Annotated in this window: 9 protein-coding genes; 2 read left to right on the forward strand and 7 right to left on the reverse strand. The window is 60.1% G+C overall.

Translation table 11 applies throughout. The features are described from left to right. Window positions 1-93: 93 nt before the first annotated feature. A complete protein-coding gene (locus U5G49_RS33865; protein WP_322790958.1) occupies window positions 94-6,435 on the reverse strand; it encodes a DUF4082 domain-containing protein in 6,342 nt (2,113 codons plus the stop codon). 638 nt (window positions 6,436-7,073) lie between these two features. On the opposite strand from U5G49_RS33865, the gene U5G49_RS33870 reads away from it, so the two are divergent. Together U5G49_RS33870 and U5G49_RS33875 are read left to right on the forward strand one after the other, a co-directional pair. Next, window positions 7,074-8,384 (forward strand): polysaccharide biosynthesis/export family protein, encoded by a 1,311-nt coding sequence (locus U5G49_RS33870; RefSeq protein WP_193445176.1) that lies wholly within the window; start codon window positions 7,074-7,076, stop codon window positions 8,382-8,384. A gap of 80 nt (window positions 8,385-8,464) precedes the next feature. Continuing rightward, window positions 8,465-9,973, forward strand: coding sequence for an O-antigen translocase (locus U5G49_RS33875; RefSeq protein ID WP_193445175.1), 1,509 nt, complete (start codon window positions 8,465-8,467; stop codon window positions 9,971-9,973). Window positions 9,974-10,045: 72 nt separating this feature from the next. Here U5G49_RS33875 and U5G49_RS33880 read toward each other — a convergent pair whose 3' ends face one another. The 6 genes from U5G49_RS33880 to U5G49_RS33905 are packed head-to-tail and all read right to left on the reverse strand — an operon-like array spanning window position 10,046 to window position 15,577. Further along, entirely contained in the window at window positions 10,046-11,263 is a 1,218-nt protein-coding gene (locus U5G49_RS33880; protein WP_193445174.1) for a DegT/DnrJ/EryC1/StrS family aminotransferase, read from the reverse strand. Further along, entirely contained in the window at window positions 11,260-12,231 is a 972-nt protein-coding gene (locus U5G49_RS33885; protein WP_193445173.1) for an NAD-dependent epimerase/dehydratase family protein, read from the reverse strand. The genes U5G49_RS33880 and U5G49_RS33885 overlap by 4 nt, the downstream gene beginning before the upstream one ends. Next, window positions 12,228-12,947, reverse strand: coding sequence for an acyltransferase (locus U5G49_RS33890; RefSeq protein WP_113543873.1), 720 nt, complete (start codon window positions 12,945-12,947; stop codon window positions 12,228-12,230). Before U5G49_RS33890 ends, U5G49_RS33885 begins: the two co-directional genes overlap by 4 nt. Beyond that, complete coding sequence (locus tag U5G49_RS33895) at window positions 12,937-14,040, reverse strand: DegT/DnrJ/EryC1/StrS family aminotransferase (RefSeq protein ID WP_193445172.1); 1,104 nt, start codon at window positions 14,038-14,040, stop codon at window positions 12,937-12,939. The genes U5G49_RS33890 and U5G49_RS33895 overlap by 11 nt, the downstream gene beginning before the upstream one ends. Beyond that, window positions 14,037-15,074 (reverse strand): Gfo/Idh/MocA family protein, encoded by a 1,038-nt coding sequence (locus U5G49_RS33900; RefSeq protein WP_018247111.1) that lies wholly within the window; start codon window positions 15,072-15,074, stop codon window positions 14,037-14,039. Before U5G49_RS33900 ends, U5G49_RS33895 begins: the two co-directional genes overlap by 4 nt. Continuing rightward, window positions 15,071-15,577 carry an acyltransferase gene (locus U5G49_RS33905; RefSeq protein WP_018247110.1) on the reverse strand — a complete coding sequence of 169 codons (507 nt, stop codon included), beginning with the start codon at window positions 15,575-15,577 and terminating at the stop codon, window positions 15,071-15,073. Before U5G49_RS33905 ends, U5G49_RS33900 begins: the two co-directional genes overlap by 4 nt. Window positions 15,578-15,943 lie beyond the last annotated feature (366 nt).

The raw sequence follows: 15,943 nt of genomic DNA on the forward strand, positions 1-15,943 counted from the left end.
GGTGTCCCTTGAATGGGAGGGGAGGCAGCGCCCCTCGCTCACGCATTTGAGTCGTTTTGGCCTCCGAAACCGATCCCTATCCTATCCTTGGCGTCACGCGACAAGCTGGGGCCGGAAGACGACGTCGGCGTAGTAATTGGTTGAATTGAAGCTGCTGGTCGGGAAGAGACCCGTTGTAGCGGAACCGCCATAGGCAAAGACGCCATTGCCGGTGGCCGGCGCCGTCAGCGGACCGTTGGTCACAGCGGCCGTAAAGAAATTATTGGTCGCCACATAGGCTCCTGTCGTGTGATAGGAGGCGACATAGGTTGTATTGGCGGCAATCGTGACCGGGGTTGCGAAGTTCGCCGTCTGCCAGCCGCTTGCCGTGGTGTTGGTGAAGGTTGCGGTGGCAAGTTTGGTGCCCGTGGAACTCCACAGGTCGACGACGTTCTGGCCATTGTCGTTGGCGCTGCGATAGAACCTGATGCCGGTGACATCACCGGTAACGTTCGACGTGAACTTGACGCCGAGTTCGAGCTGCTGGCCATCGTTGAGGTTCGTCTGGGTCGGCGTGCTGGAGGCTGAGAACAGGCTGTAGCTGGTCGACGTCGTCGACACGGCGATGTTGAAGCTCTCGTTAGCGGCAAGGCCGCCGAGATCGGTTGCCGTTACCTTGACGCCATAGGTGCCTGCTGCCGTCGGCGTGCCGGAGAAGGTCCGCGTCGAGGCATTGAAGGAGAGCCAGGAAGGCAGCGCCGTGCCGTCGGCTGCCGTTGCCGAGTAGGTTAGCGTCTCGCCGCTGTCGACATCGGTGAAGGTCGTTGAGGGAACGGCGAAAGAGAAGGCGGAGCCGACGGTGGCGTTTTGGTTCGTCGTCTGGACGGCCAGCACCGGTGCGTCATTGGCGCCATGGATGGTGACGGTCAGGTTCGCCGTGGCCGTGGCGCCGGCGCTATCGCGCATCGTGTAGCTGAAGACATCGCTGAGCGTGTTGGTCGACTGCCGCAGCGCCTGGACGGTCGCATTGTTCTCGTTGACGGCATAGCTATAGGTGCCCGATGCATTGAGCACGAGACTGCCATAGGTGCCGTTCAGCGCCGAGCCAAGCGTGCCCGATGTCGCACCAAAGACGACCGCCGTGACCGTCTTGGTGTCACCGGTATCCGGATCGGTGTCGTTGGTCAGCACGTTGCCGCTGGCAACCACGCCACTCGAACCATTGGCCACTCCGCCCTTCTCGGTCGCATCCCCCGCATCGGCAACTGCCGTCGGCGGCGTATTGCCAGGCGTCGTCGATGCCGGACGGAAGACCACATCGGCATAGTAATTGGCGGCGCTATAGGTGGAATTCGGGAAAATCCCTGCGGTAGCGGAGCCGCCATAGGTGTATACGCCGTTGCCGGTGGCCGGCGCCGTCAGCGGGCCGCTGGTCACGGCGGCCGTAAAGAAATTGTTGGTCGCCACATAGGCTCCTGTCGTGTGGTAGGAGGCGACATAGGTTGTATTGGCGGCAATCGTGACCGGGGTTGCGAAGTTCGCCGTCTGCCAGCCGCTTGCCGTGGTGTTGGTGAAGGTTGCGGTGGCAAGTTTGGTGCCCGTGGAACTCCACAGGTCGACGACGTTCTGGCCATTGTCGTTGGCGCTGCGATAGAACCTGATGCCGGTGACATCACCGGTAACGTTCGACGTGAACTTGACGCCGAGTTCGAGCTGCTGGCCATCGTTGAGGTTCGTCTGGGTCGGCGTGCTGGAGGCTGAGAACAGGCTGTAGCTGGTCGACGTCGTCGACACGGCGATGTTGAAGCTCTCGTTAGCGGCAAGGCCGCCGAGATCGGTTGCCGTTACCTTGACGCCATAGGTGCCTGCTGCCGTCGGCGTGCCGGAGAAGGTCCGCGTCGAGGCATTGAAGGAGAGCCAGGAAGGCAGCGCCGTGCCGTCGGCTGCCGTTGCCGAGTAGGTTAGCGTCTCGCCGCTGTCGACATCGGTGAAGGTCGTTGAGGGAACGGCGAAAGAGAAGGCGGAGCCGACGGTGGCGTTTTGGTTCGTCGTCTGGACGGCCAGCACCGGTGCGTCATTGGCGCCATGGATGGTGACGGTCAGGTTCGCCGTGGCCGTGGCGCCGGCGCTATCGCGCATCGTGTAGCTGAAGACATCGCTGAGCGTGTTGGTCGACTGCCGCAGCGCCTGGACGGTCGCATTGTTCTCGTTGACGGCATAGCTATAGGTGCCCGATGCATTGAGCACGAGACTGCCATAGGTGCCGTTCAGCGCCGAGCCAAGCGTGCCCGATGTCGCACCAAAGACGACCGCCGTGACCGTCTTGGTGTCACCGGTATCCGGATCGGTGTCGTTGGTCAGCACGTTGCCGCTGGCAACCACGCCACTCGAACCATTGGCCACTCCGCCCTTCTCGGTCGCATCCCCCGCATCGGCAACTGCCGTCGGCGGCGTATTGCCAGGCGTCGACACGGCGATGTTGAAGCTCTCGTTAGCGGCAAGGCCGCCGAGATCGGTTGCCGTTACCTTGACGCCATAGGTGCCTGCTGCCGTCGGCGTGCCGGAGAAGGTCCGCGTCGAGGCATTGAAGGAGAGCCAGGAAGGCAGCGCCGTGCCGTCGGCTGCCGTTGCCGAGTAGGTTAGCGTCTCGCCGCTGTCGACATCGGTGAAGGTCGTTGAGGGAACGGCGAAAGAGAAGGCGGAGCCGACGGTGGCGTTTTGGCTCGTCGTCTGGACGGCCAGCACCGGTGCGTCATTGGCGCCATGGATGGTGACGGTCAGGTTCGCCGTGGCCGTGGCGCCGGCGCTATCGCGCATCGTGTAGCTGAAGACATCGCTGAGCGTGTTGGTCGACTGCCGCAGCGCCTGGACGGTCGCATTGTTCTCGTTGACGGCATAGCTATAGGTGCCCGATGCATTGAGCACGAGACTGCCATAGGTGCCGTTCAGCGCCGAGCCAAGCGTGCCCGATGTCGCACCAAAGACGACCGCCGTGACCGTCTTGGTGTCACCGGTATCCGGATCGGTGTCGTTGGTCAGCACGTTGCCGCTGGCAACCACACCGCCCGAACCATTGGCCACTCCGCCCTTCTCGGTCGCATTCCCCGCATCGGCGACCGCCGTCGGCGTCGTGTTCGAGCTCGGTGTGGTAAACATCACATCGACCCAATAATTCGTCGACTGGAATGTGCTTGTGGGGAATAGGCTGTTGCTGCCGTAGCGGTAGACGCCGTTGCCGCTAGCCGGTGCCGTGAGCGGGCCGCTCGTTACGTTCGAGCTGAAGTAGCCGGTGGTCGTGGAATAATGACCGCTATTCGTGTGATAGGACGCGGTGTAGGTTTGTCCGACCGTCAGCGATACCGGACTGGTGAAATAGGCAGTCTGCCAGCCGCTGACTGTCTCATTCGTGAAGGTGAGGGTCGCGAGCCGCGTGCCGGTGCTCGACCATAATGAACCGGTATGCGTGCCAGTATCCAGATCGCCCTTGTAGAAACGAATGCCGGTGACGGTGCCTGCCACCGAGGTCTGGAATTTGACGCCGAGTTCAACGGCTGAGGTATCGCCGGTGTTGACGACCGCTGGCGTCGCCGAACCGAAGAGAGAGGTGTAACTCGGTCCGCTGACGGTAACCGTGCGCCCGGTCGAGGGTGTCTCCAGGTTGATGTTATCGTCGACGGCGCGGGACCGGATGGTGTAGGTGCCCGCGGTCTGCGGCGACCAGGTATAAGTCCAGTTCTCATCGCCCGTCGCCGGATGCCAGCTCGCCCCGTTGTCGGTCGAGACTTCGACCGCGGCGATGACCCCGCCTCCCGTATCGGTAGCGGTGCCGGTAATCGTCACGGTGGATCCAACCGTAGCCGTGGCGGGTACCGTGATGACCGAGGTCGGAGCAGTATGGTCTGACGAAGCAGTCCCGGCAGTAAGCCCGGATTGCAGTGTCCCCGGCTGAATGCCCATGTCGGCGAGCAGATTGACCATTGCCTGCTGCACGCGGGGATCGGTCGGGGTCGCCTGATTGTCGTGATTGTCGCTCAAGCCCCATGTCCAGTAGACAGTACCGGCGCCGAACACCAGCGCACCGCTGGGCGCGCGATAGAGCGTCAGGTTGTGGGTCGAGGTCGCACTGCCGGTCGTGTTTCCGTAATCGAGCAAATAGGTGCTGACCGGAAGCGTTGTTGATGACAGCTTTACAAGCCCCGCCGGATCGAAGCCGTTATCGGACGCTTCGTCCCACTCGTAGCCAAGATAGTTCTTGGTGAGCGTTGCCGTTTGGCCGGGCTGAAGATTGGCGACGCTCGTATTGCGCCAGAAGCGCAGGTTGGCGTCGTCATATCCGACTGTGATCGCGGCGAGATTGTTGCCGACATCGTCGACCTTGAACAACTGTCCGGTCAGTGAGTTTTCCGGGTTTCCGCCGCCGATGGCAGGCGGGCTGAAGCGTGGATCGCGGAAGGTGCCGGTCCATTCACTGGAAGGATCGATGCCGCTGTTGGCCCAGGTCTCCTTGTAGGTGATCAGGGTGCGATAGGGCGTGCCGTCGGCGCTATAGGCATTGCCCCAACGGGTACGCCAATAGACCTCGTTACCGCTCCAGAACATGAGGTTGACGCCCGCATCGCGCGCAGCTTCCACATTGGTTCGCTGTTGACCGGACCAGTATTCGTCGTGCCCCGCATCGATATATGTCTTGTGATTGAGCAGGAGACTACCATAGCGGTCGGCGTCGACACCCGACATATAGGAAACATCATAGCCGTTCTGTTCCAGCCAGTAGATGCCGGCATATTCGGCGCCGAACAGATAGTCCTGCGGCCCGGCATAGGTACCGACCCCGCCGCGGGTCGCAATCGGTCTGTTGTAGCTGACCGCATAGGCGCGGCCAGCACCCTGCCCCGTCGCCGGGCCGTTGCCTCCATAGAGGTTTGCGCCACCCCAGCCGTTGTAAGCTTGCCAGGTCTCGTCTGCGGTCTGGAAGACGATGTCGCTCTGGCTGGCATCATCCCGCACGATGAACGGGATGTGATTTTCACCAGAGGTGCCATCCTGACGCACGAGCTTGGCGATGTAGACACCCGAGACGGCATCATCAGGTACCGTCCACGACGCCGAGACTGCCCAGTTGCCGGCATCCACCGTGCCGGTTGTGGCATTACGCAACGGGTTGGGCTGCGTCTGCAACCCGGTATGCTGCATGGTCGCGACCTTGCGCGCGCCCATGCCGCCATAATAGCCGAGCCGATAGATGTCGATCCGGTAGTTGGTGGAATTGGTATTGATCTTGAAGCTGACCGTCTTGCCGTTGTCGACGCTGATGTCGGTCGCAAACCCTTCGATGTTGGTGCTGCCCGCACCGTCGATGCCCCATTCGCTCTCTGGATTACCCTGCTTCTGGTTTTCCAGCACGATCGCGTTGCTGGCCACCGCCGCAGCGGCGGCCAGATTTTGCGTCGTCAACGAGCGCTGCGCAGTAGGTTGAGGCGGCGTCGTCACCGAGCCGGAAAGGGTACCGATACCCTTGGATGTGGCCGTGCCCGTTCCGATTTCTCCGCCACCGGGCAACGATCCGTTCAAGATCGTCGAATCCATCCACGTTGCGGTCCCGCGCCAGCCCGAGAGAGGAGACAGGCTACGATCGAGAAGCGGGTCGCTGATCGAGGCGCCGATGGCCTTCTTGATCGTCGCCACATAGTCCGGCCCTTCCGTCAGCCTTGTTCCCGGCAACTGACCATCTTGCTGAAGCAAGGCGCCGCCATGGGCCCAATCGAGAATCCGCGTGGGGGAAGTATAATAGCCGCACCCGCACACACCAAAGGGCATGCCAAACGCCAGCGCATTTGCTCCAGCATGCTGCCCGGTCGACTGCGCCGACGGCGTCGATTCGAGAATGACGACTTTGCCCGAGTGCGTGCGCTCAGCCGTCACCGCAGCAGAACCTTGCCCCGAAACTGTCGGTGCAGGGCTTTGCGGCATATACGGAGCCAAAGGATCATCGCCTATGAGGCTCATTCCAGCGTAGGTGCGATAAAGGGACGATTGAGCCCCGAATGCAACTCCGTTCGCATTCCGCCCGAAACCTGCAAAACCAGGCGTGTGGGCGGGCAACACAGACGCGGCAGTGTCATCGCTTCGCACCCCCGTCTCGCGATTTGTTGCGAAAACTTCGGGCAAGGACGGCGATACGCGGGTGATATTGGCCCGACCGTCCGGGTCGTCGATCACGCTCACTCTATGTTCAGAGTCATGCTCGTTGAGCGCCGCGTTGTTCTGGGGATTGTCGACAAGGCTACGATACTTGTTTCCATCCGCAGTTTGCACGGATGCCGCAAGTTGAGCACTGTCCTCGTGCCTTTCGCCAGGCTTGCGCGGCCTTCCCTTGCCGCCGATGGTCAGCCATCCGGGAATCAACGAATCCACTAGGAGTGAGCGCGAGGTCCACCGACGAGCGTTGCGATACATGGCAGGCACCTCCCGCGAGATTATCAGGATCGGATCTACGAGGACCGCTCGATGTGCGGCCCTGAATTGTAGTCGAAAAATGAGAGAGTATATGCTACGCCTTTCGCTCTACAGGCGGCATCCTTTGGGCAACCGGCCTTGTTGCATGCCCACGTGATGGATAAGACGCGCGAAGAATTGCCGCTTGCTGTGCAAGGCTTGAAGCCGCATAGGCGGCTGAGATGGCGGCGTATTCGGTCGTCAAGATCTGGCACGAGAACGGCCTTGTGCCGCACCGCTGGCGCTGCTTCGAGTTGTCGAACGAAAGGCGACGCCGCCGGTCAATATCGTCGTCCGGCAAAATTTGGCGATGCGCGCATAAAGGCTCTGCCGGAGGGGATTGCGGTTCTTCGAGGCTGGCCCACCGAGGCGACGGCCTGTGTCGCGCCGAAGATATGTGTTTCTGCTCGATTGAGGCTTAAGCACTCTCCCCACCTCATCAATTGTGATTAGGCAAAGTAAACGACCTCCACCTTCCTCAAGGCTTCGCAAGGCTGCACACTAGCGATCTGGTTTCGGGCTTAGCGTCCGGCGTTCGAACAGCGCTTAAGGCATTGGACCAGCGTCCGTTGAAGGATGTTTTGAAGGCGAGACATGTAATGAATCTATCGCACCGTGCCCCTCACCCGTTCCTTCGCGCCACGTTTGTCATCAGCGCATTCGTCTTTCTTGCCGGAGCCGTGTCGCCGGCTCTCGCCGATAGCGCCCCTTTGGCTCCGCAAACAAAAATCCGCCTGACGGTCGTCCAATGGATGCCGTCCAAGGGCCAGTTTGAGCGATGGGATGCGATTGGCGGCGAATATACGGTTTCGGATGCAGGTGAAGTCTCCCTGCCCTTTGTGGGGTCGCTGTCGGTTGGAAGTCTGGACAGTGCCAGCCTCACCAACGAGATTGGCAAGCGCCTTCAGGCAAAGATGGGTTTGGCCCAGACACCTGCGGTGACCATCGACGTTCTCGACTATCCGTCCATTTACGTCGTCGGAGACGTGACAGCGCCGGGACAATATAAATTTCACTCCGGCCTCAGCGTCCTGCAATCCCTGGCCATGAGCGGCGGCCCGTTTCGGGCTGCGGCACAGCAGCAATCAGAGACGATCAAGCTTGCCGGCGACCTGCGAGAAATCGACCATTCGCTGCTACGCAGTTCGGCAAAGCTCGCGCGGCTGCAAGCGGAGATGGCCGGCGCGAAGGAAATCGTCTTTGATCAGCCGCCGGCTGCCGATCGGCAATATGCCGAGAGTATCTACCAGGAGGAGCGGGTCATTTTTCAGGCCCGTGCAAACGCGCTGGACAAGCAGTCGGTGGCTCTCGCCGAATTACGCAATCTCCTGACGGCGGAAATCGATACACTGGAAGAAAAGCTGAAAGGCTCGGATGACAATATCCGGTCGGTCGAAGAGCAACTGACGAGCGTGAGGACGCTGGTCCAGAAGGGCCTCACGATCACGTCACGCCAGATGGATCTGGAACGATTGCTCACCACCTATCGCTCCGACCGGCTCGACCTCGTGACGGCCATCATGCGGGGCCGCCAGGCGATCAACGAGACGACGCGCAATCTCGAGGGACTTTCCGACACTCGCCGTAGCGAGGTGGCTTCCGAAGTGCAGGCGGAAAAGGCCACTCTCGATCAGCTCAAATTGAAGCGCGGCACCACGCAACAACTGCTTCTCGAAGAACTGTCGAACGGCGCTAGGGCGAATAACCGCGATGAGGAACTGCCGCTGACGTTCGTCGTGAGCCGGCGGGACAAGGGACAGGTCAATCAATTCCAGGCCTCCGAAACGACCGAGTTGGCGCCGGGCGACGTGGTCAGGGTAAGGCGGGCCCACAGCGCCGATGCGCCGTCCGAAGACGCCGCTGCGCTGCCTGTTCAGACAGAGGCGCATGTCAGTCAGGTAAGCCGGTGATCCGCAAAATGCATGTGCTGCAATCGACCCTGCGGCGGGCGATTGAACGCCAGCACGGAATAAACGGCTAGGGGCATCCAATGACTTTGCGCATGACCCCACCCAGCAGCCAGACCTACACCCAGATCCTCAAATCGACGATGTTGATGGGCGGGTCTTCGCTCGTCAACGTCGCACTCAGCATTGTCAGAAACAAAGCCATGGCTGTTCTGCTCGGGCCGGAAGGCGTGGGACTGATGGGCCTCTACGGGTCGATCCTCGATATCGCGCAGGCGATTGCCGGGCTTGGCGTGGGCAGCAGTGGCGTGCGCCAGATTGCCGAAGCTGCGGGCACCGATGACGCGGAAACGATCGCACGATCAGCAACAGTGCTGAGACGCATATCGATAGTGCTCGGATTGCTTGGTGCGCTCCTTCTTGCCGCGTTGGCATTCCCGGTCTCAAATTTCACTTTCGGCGACTATCAGCATGCCGGTGGCATTGCATTGCTGTCGCTGGCAATCTTCTTTCGGCTGGTCTCTGCAGGGCAGACTGCATTGATCCAGGGCCTACGCGGCATTGCCGATCTTGCCCGTATCAACGTGCTTGCCGGGATTATCGGCACAGCTGTCAGCATCCCGCTGATCTATCTGTTCGGCCTGCAGGCGATCGCACCGTCCCTCGTGGTGATTGCGGCTGCCTCAATCCTTCCGACTTGGTGGTACAGCCGGCGGATCTGCCCGCATCCTTCGCCAATGCCCGCGCGCCAGTTCGGTCGGGAAGTGTCGGCACTGCTCAGGCTCGGCTTCGTCTTCATGGCAAGCGGGCTTCTGACCTTCGGCGCAGCTTATGCCATCCGGCTCATCGTGCTGAAGGAGGGTGGCGTCATGGCGGCTGGATTGTACCAGGCGGCCTGGGGCCTTGGCGGTCTCTATGCCGGCTTCATCCTGCAGGCGATGGGAACGGATTTTTATCCGCGCCTGACTGCAGCAGCCGAGAACAATACCGAATGCAATCGGCTGGTCAATGAACAGGCGGAAATCAGCATGTTGCTCGCTGGTCCCGGCCTGCTCGGCACCTTGACGCTTGCGCCGCTCATGATGAGCCTGTTCTATTCGGCGGAATTTCATGGGGCAGTCGATCTTCTGCGCTGGATCTGTCTTGGAATGATGCTGCGGATTATTTCCTGGCCGATGGGTTTCATCGTCGTGGCGAAGCGTACCCAGGCGATTTTCTTCTGGACGGAGGTTGCGGCGGCAGTCGTGCATGTGGGGCTTGCCTGGCTCTTCGTATCGCTGCTTGGTACGCAAGGAGCCGGTATGGCGTTTTTTGGCCTCTATGTCTGGCACAGTATCCTGATCTATGTGATCGTGCGGAAGCTGACCGGTTTTCGCTGGTCCGCCGCCAATCGCAGACACGCGCTGCTTTTCCTGCCCGCATCGGGACTGGTATTCCTGATGTTCTCGATTTTGCCGCTGTGGACGGCGACGGTGATTGGCTTCGTCGCCGTCGCTCTCTGCGGGCTTTATTCCTTGCGCATGCTGATCGACCTGCTTCCGCCGGAGTCCGTGCCAGCAACCATCCGCGGATGGATCACGAAATCAGCATAACGAACAATGCGCGCATCCGGAGATACGCGCATTGTTTCGTTATGCAAATTGCTACGTCAGGCAAATGCGGGTTCAGGCGACAGCGGCATCCATGGCACGTTGCACGCTGGCGGCTCCGACGGTCGCTTCCGCAAGGGCTGCGCGAAGTGCCTCAACAACCCGGTCCATGTCAGACACCATCATTTGGGCATAAAGCGGCAGGATTATCGTTTGCTGCTGCGCAGATACGCTTCGCATCAGGCTCGTGGCAGCGCGATGGGAGCTCTCACCAGAATAGGCTTTCTCCAGATGAATGTTCATCACACCACGCCGGGTCGAAATACCCTGATCGAGCAGGGTCTGCATGACGGCCCGCTGGTCGACCGTATCGGGCAATCTCACGCAGAAGCTCTGCCAGTTGCTGCGAGCCCAGCGCGGCTCGACCGGCAGAGAAAGTCCGGCAATTGTCGACAGACGTTCGCAATATTGCTCGGCAAGACGTCTGCGCTGGGCAACCAGCTCCGGCAGCCGCCGCAACTGCTCACGTCCGACGGCCGCCTGAAGATCGGTCATCCGGTAATTGTAACCCAACTCGTCATAGTCTTCGAAGATGACCTGTTTCGAGCCGTGACGAACGGCATCGGTGACGCTCATGCCATGCTGGCGCCAGAGCCGGAACTTCCGGTCATATTCGGGATTGGCCGTCGTCAACATGCCACCGTCGCCTGTCGTGACGACCTTCCTGGGGTGGAAAGAGAAGCAGGCAATGTCGCCATGCGCTTTGCCGATCTTTTCCCAACGGCCGTCCCACAGGATTTCGCTTCCCGTTGCACAGGCTGCATCCTCGATGACCGGTATCTGATGGCGCTTGCCGATCTCCACGATGGCGCGGAGATCGCAAGGCATGCCGAGTTGATGCACGCAGAGAATTGCCCTGGTGCGAGGCGTGATTGCCTTTTCGATCAGACTGGCTTCGATGTTGTAACCATCTTCTTCGATATCGACGAAAACGGGCACCGCATTGCAGTACCGAACCGCGTTTGCGGTCGCGATGAAAGAATGGCTGACTGTGACGACTTCATCACCGGCGGATACACCGACCGCCTTCAGGGCCAGATGCAACGCGGTCGTGCAATTGGACATGGCGCAAGCGTGCGCGGCGCCCACAAAGGCAGCGAATTCACGCTCGAAAGCCGCGACTTCCGGCCCCTGCGTCACCCATCCCGACAGAATAACGCGGCGGGCAGCCTCAGCCTCTTCCTCCCCGAGGACCGGTTTGGCGACCGGAATTGTGGATTGAGATGAGCTCATGCTGCCTGCCCCCCTGCGTCGGTCTGCTTTTGCCACCAGGCAACGAGATCACGAAGCCCTTGCTCCATAGAGATCTCCGCCTTGAAGCCGAGGAGCCGTTCGGCCTTGCTGATATCGGCAAGGCGACGGGTTACGCCGTTGACCGTGCGGGCCTCTTTGTGCTGCGGCTCGAGTGAGGAACCCATAATGTCGCTCAGCATCTTCGCGAGTTCCAGCAGGCTTATTTCCTTGCCGCTGGCGACGTTGAACACTTCGTCCGTGACATCGCTTTTGGCGGCCAGAACGTTCGCGCGGGCGATGTCGCGTGCATCGACGAAGTCCATAGTCTGGCTACCATCCCCATAGATGAGGGGCGGCATGCCGGCCATCAGGCGTTCCATCCAACGGATCAGAACTTCCGTATAGGCGCCGTAAACGTCCATGCGCGGCCCATAGACGTTGAAATAACGCAGCGCGACATAGCGCAGACCGTACATCTCCGCAAAGCTGCGCATCAGCCCCTCGTTGAATGTTTTCGCCGCGCCGTAGATCGTCCGGTTATTGTAGGGATGATGCTCTTCTGTCGTTGGAAAGCTTTCGGCCAGCCCCAGAACGGAGGCGGAAGAGGCAGCGACGACCTTCGAGACACCTGCCTTGACGGCAGATTCGAGAACGTTGAACGTGCCCTCCGCCAGGACATCGAAAGCCAGTCGTGGCTCTTCCGCGCATTGCGTGATGCGGATGGCGGCCTGATGAAACACGATATCGACGCCTTCGAAGGTTTTTGCCAGAAGCGCTCTGTCGCGGATATCTCCGTCGATGATCTTAACAGGCGCGCTTGCAATGGCCGAGCTGAGATTGTCCCGGCGCCCGCGCACAAAATTGTCGAGGACGATGATCTCCCGAGGTTTTTCCAATGCGACAAGATCGGCAATATGCGAGCCGATCAGGCCGGCACCGCCGGTAATGAGCACCCTTTTGTCTCTCATGATCTTCCCTCACGCAACATGTTCGTCATCGGATCATTATCCGAACGCCAACGTATGAATTTCGCAGGTACACCTGCGGCGACTGAGAACGGCTCGACGTCGGAAACGACAACTGCCCCCGCTCCAACGATCGCCCCCTTCCCGATGGTCACGCCGGGAAGAATGGTGGCATTCGTTCCGATATCGGCCTCCGCGCAGATGCGTACCGGCTTGATTTCAAGATCCGTGCGAATGATCGGCACATCCAAGGGCAGTGCCGTGTGGGTCGAGCCAAGCACCTTGGCGCCAGGTCCCCACCCGACGGAATCCTCGATCACCAGATCGCGAGCGTCGAAATAGGCCATCGGCCCGATCCAGACATTGTCGCCGATCTTGCATCGGCCGTCGAAGCGACCCTGGATATAGGCCTGGGCCCCGATGAAGACCCCATTGCCGATCTCGAACGTCTCGGGATGTTTGAAACCGGCACCGCCTGCAACCTGCAATCCTGTGCCACAGCTCCGCGCGATGGCTTGCCAGATGGCTTTTCGCATCAGGGTATCGATGACACCGTCACCGGCCGCGAAACGACCGTAGAGCTCAATCAGGCCAGCGCGCCCGTATGACTGCCTGAGTTCTTCGGCCAGCCCGGCCTGGTAGGCAGGGTCCGCCGGCTTTTCATGGCGGCCATGGACCGCCTGCACGATTCGGGCCTCGCCCGCACGATCAGCTGACATAGGCGTTCTCCAGCGCGGCGGCCACCTGGTCGACGTGCCACGCCGGCATCTCGGGATAGATCGGCAGCGAGAGAACCTCCCGTGCGGCGGCTTCCGAGATTGGGAAATCGCCGGCCTTGTAACCAAGGTCGGCATGGGCCTTCTGCAGATGCACTGGGATCGGATAGTGCAGCCCGGACTGAATGCCCTCCGCGGTCAATACGCGCTGAAGCTGGTCACGATCGCGGCTTCTGATGGCATAGACGTGATAGACGTGGCGCCGGTCGGTGATTTCGACAGGCGTCCTTAAATTCGCCGAACCGCCAAGCTGCAACGAGTAGCGGCGTCCATGGGCGCGCCGCGCTTCGGTCCAGGCTTCGAGATGCCGGAGCTTGATGCGCAGGATCGCACCTTGAATGGCATCCATGCGGTAGTTGAAGCCCTTCAGCAGATGGTGATAGCGCTGTTCCTGACCCCAGTCGCGCAGCATGCGCATGGTCTTGGCATGATCGTCGCTGTTCGTGACGACGATACCCCCCTCGCCGCAGGCGCCGAGATTTTTGCCGGGATAGAAGCTGAAGCAGCCGGATGTGCCGATACTGCCGGCGCGCAAGCCTTTGTATTGCGCTCCGTGCGCCTGGCAGGCGTCCTCGATGACCGGTATCCGGTAGTGGTCAGCAATCGCTTTGATCGCGTCCATATCGGCCATCTGACCGTAGAGATGGACGGGAATAATGGCCTTGGTTCGGGCTGTAATCTTTGCCTCGAGTTGAGCCGGATCCATTGTCAGCGTCACGGGCTCGACATCGACGAATACCGGTCGTGCACCTGCGTAGCAGATCGCCGATACGGTCGCGACGAAGGTAAATGGCACGGTGATGACTTCATCGCCGGGGCCGACGCCTGCAGCGAGAAGCGACAGATGCAGGGCACTCGTCCCGGTGTTGACGGCTATCGCATGTTTGACGTCGCAATAGTCCGCGAATTCCTGCTCGAGGCGAGCGACCTCCTCGCCCAGTATGTATTGCCCCGAGGCCAGGACACCGAGCACGGCGGCGTCGATTTCACTCTTGATGGACTGATATTGTGCCTTGAGGTCCAGGAACGGGATCATGCGATGAGCCTCGCCTCTTCAAGCTCGATGATACGGCCGCGCTGGGCGAGCGACCGGCTTGCGGCTTCAAGGATGCGAACGACCCGCAGTCCGGCCTGGCCATCCGTAATGGGCCGCGAATTTTGCTCAATGCAATCGACGAACTGATCCAGTTCGCGTTTCAACGCCTCGGTCATATCGAGCTTGGGCGCCCACATGTCGCCGCTGCGGTAGCCGACCATCATCTGATGCACCTTCTCGCCATATGCATCGGAATTGGGGCACATGGTGATGCCCTTGTCATAGACCTTGATCTTTTCGCTGGGCTCCAGATCGTCATAGACGATCATCTTGCTGCTGCCGCCGATCAGCGTGCGGCGGACCTTGACCGGGGCCAGCCAATTGACGTGGATATGTGCGATGAGCTTGCTCTCGAAGAAAAGCGTCAGATAGGCGATGTTCTCCGGCTCGCCGAGCACATGGCTCATGCCCGTCGCAGAAACGGCTACCGGCCTTTCCTGCACAACATGGTCGAGAATGGAGAGATCATGCACCGCGAGGTCCCAGATGACGCTGACATCGTGCTGGAAGAGCCCCAGATTGACCCGAACCGAGTCGTAGTAATACATGTCGCCGAGGCCGCTTTCGACCAATTCGCGCATCTTGCGGACGGCGCCGGTATGCACGAAAGTATGATCCACGGCCAGCACGAGGCGTCTACGCGCGGCCTCCTCGACCATCCGCGAGGCTTCGTCCGTCGTCGAAGCCATCGGTTTTTCGACGAAGACATGCTTTCCGGCCATCATAGCCTGCATCGCGAGTTTGAAATGGGTGAAGACCGGCGTCGCGATAGCGATGGCATCCACTCTCGGATCGCGCAGGACTTCCTCGAAATCATCGGTGATCGTCACTGCGGGGTAGCGGCTTTTGACAGCCGCTAACCGTTCGACATTGAGATCACAGACTGAAATGAGCTGCGCGCCGGCCGCTTCCGAAATGTTACGGACCAGATTCGGACCCCAGTACCCATATCCAACAACGGCGATACCAATCATTGCACTTCTCCCAGCGCTTGCATGTTGACTGATCGGTCATGAACACGACCGATGATCCTGGCCGGAACGCCGACAACAATGGCGCCGTCGGGCACATCCTTGGTTACAACAGCGCCGGCGCCGACCTGTGCGGCTTCTCCGATGATGACGCCAGGCAGAATGGTGGCGTTGCTGCCAATCGACGCGTGGCGCTTGACCAGAATAGGGATGACGGCCCAGTCGGCTTCGGTCTGCAGGCTGCCATCGAGATTGACGGCGCGCGGGTATGTGTCGTTCGTAAACATGACCCCGTGGCCTATGAACACGCCGTCTTCCAGCGTCACGCCCTCACAGAGGAAGGAATGGCTGGAGATCTTGCAGTCTTTTCCGACGATGACGTTCTTCTGAATCTCGACGAAAGTGCCGATGCGCGTTCCCGCGCCGATCGTGCAGCCGTATAGATTCACAAGATCTCGATGGTGGATAACGCAGCCGTCATCCAGCTTGACGTTTGATGCAATCATCCCTGCAAAACCCCTACTCCTGAACAAGCCCAGACTTTCGGTTGAAACAAACAATCGCTTGGCTGCGCCCAAGTTTTCACACCGACAGGACTAATATTTCTCTACACTTCAAGGAGAATTGTTTTCGTCACCCGAGTAAAGAAACAAAACGTTTAAGGTTATTCACCTAAAGGCGTATCTACTTATGACGACTTACGCCCTAGTTCATGCGTCTACCGACATTAGTGGCGGGGTCATATTCCGCACGCCTTGCCGGACCTACGCCCGAGACACCGATTGTTTCCATGCGTTTAGTTGACCTCTCCCAGGGCGCCGTGTAACGACGCAGACTATTCTGCCAGCCATATAGTATTATATAAGTCTACC

This window comes from Rhizobium indigoferae, assembly GCF_034554815.1.
Taxonomy (GTDB): domain Bacteria; phylum Pseudomonadota; class Alphaproteobacteria; order Rhizobiales; family Rhizobiaceae; genus Rhizobium; species Rhizobium leguminosarum.

Excerpts from the sequence above, each read along its gene's own strand:
- U5G49_RS33875 (WP_193445175.1), top strand. The coding sequence starts at position 8,465 with ATGACTTTGCGCATGACCCCACCCAGCAGCCAGACCTACACCCAGATC.
- U5G49_RS33900 (WP_018247111.1), bottom strand. The coding sequence starts at position 15,074 with ATGATTGGTATCGCCGTTGTTGGATATGGGTACTGGGGTCCGAATCTG.
- U5G49_RS33865 (WP_322790958.1), bottom strand. The coding sequence starts at position 6,435 with ATGTATCGCAACGCTCGTCGGTGGACCTCGCGCTCACTCCTAGTGGAT.
- U5G49_RS33890 (WP_113543873.1), bottom strand. The coding sequence starts at position 12,947 with ATGTCAGCTGATCGTGCGGGCGAGGCCCGAATCGTGCAGGCGGTCCAT.
- U5G49_RS33880 (WP_193445174.1), bottom strand. The coding sequence starts at position 11,263 with ATGAGCTCATCTCAATCCACAATTCCGGTCGCCAAACCGGTCCTCGGG.
- U5G49_RS33905 (WP_018247110.1), bottom strand. The coding sequence starts at position 15,577 with ATGATTGCATCAAACGTCAAGCTGGATGACGGCTGCGTTATCCACCAT.
- U5G49_RS33895 (WP_193445172.1), bottom strand. The coding sequence starts at position 14,040 with ATGATCCCGTTCCTGGACCTCAAGGCACAATATCAGTCCATCAAGAGT.
- U5G49_RS33885 (WP_193445173.1), bottom strand. The coding sequence starts at position 12,231 with ATGAGAGACAAAAGGGTGCTCATTACCGGCGGTGCCGGCCTGATCGGC.
- U5G49_RS33870 (WP_193445176.1), top strand. The coding sequence starts at position 7,074 with ATGAATCTATCGCACCGTGCCCCTCACCCGTTCCTTCGCGCCACGTTT.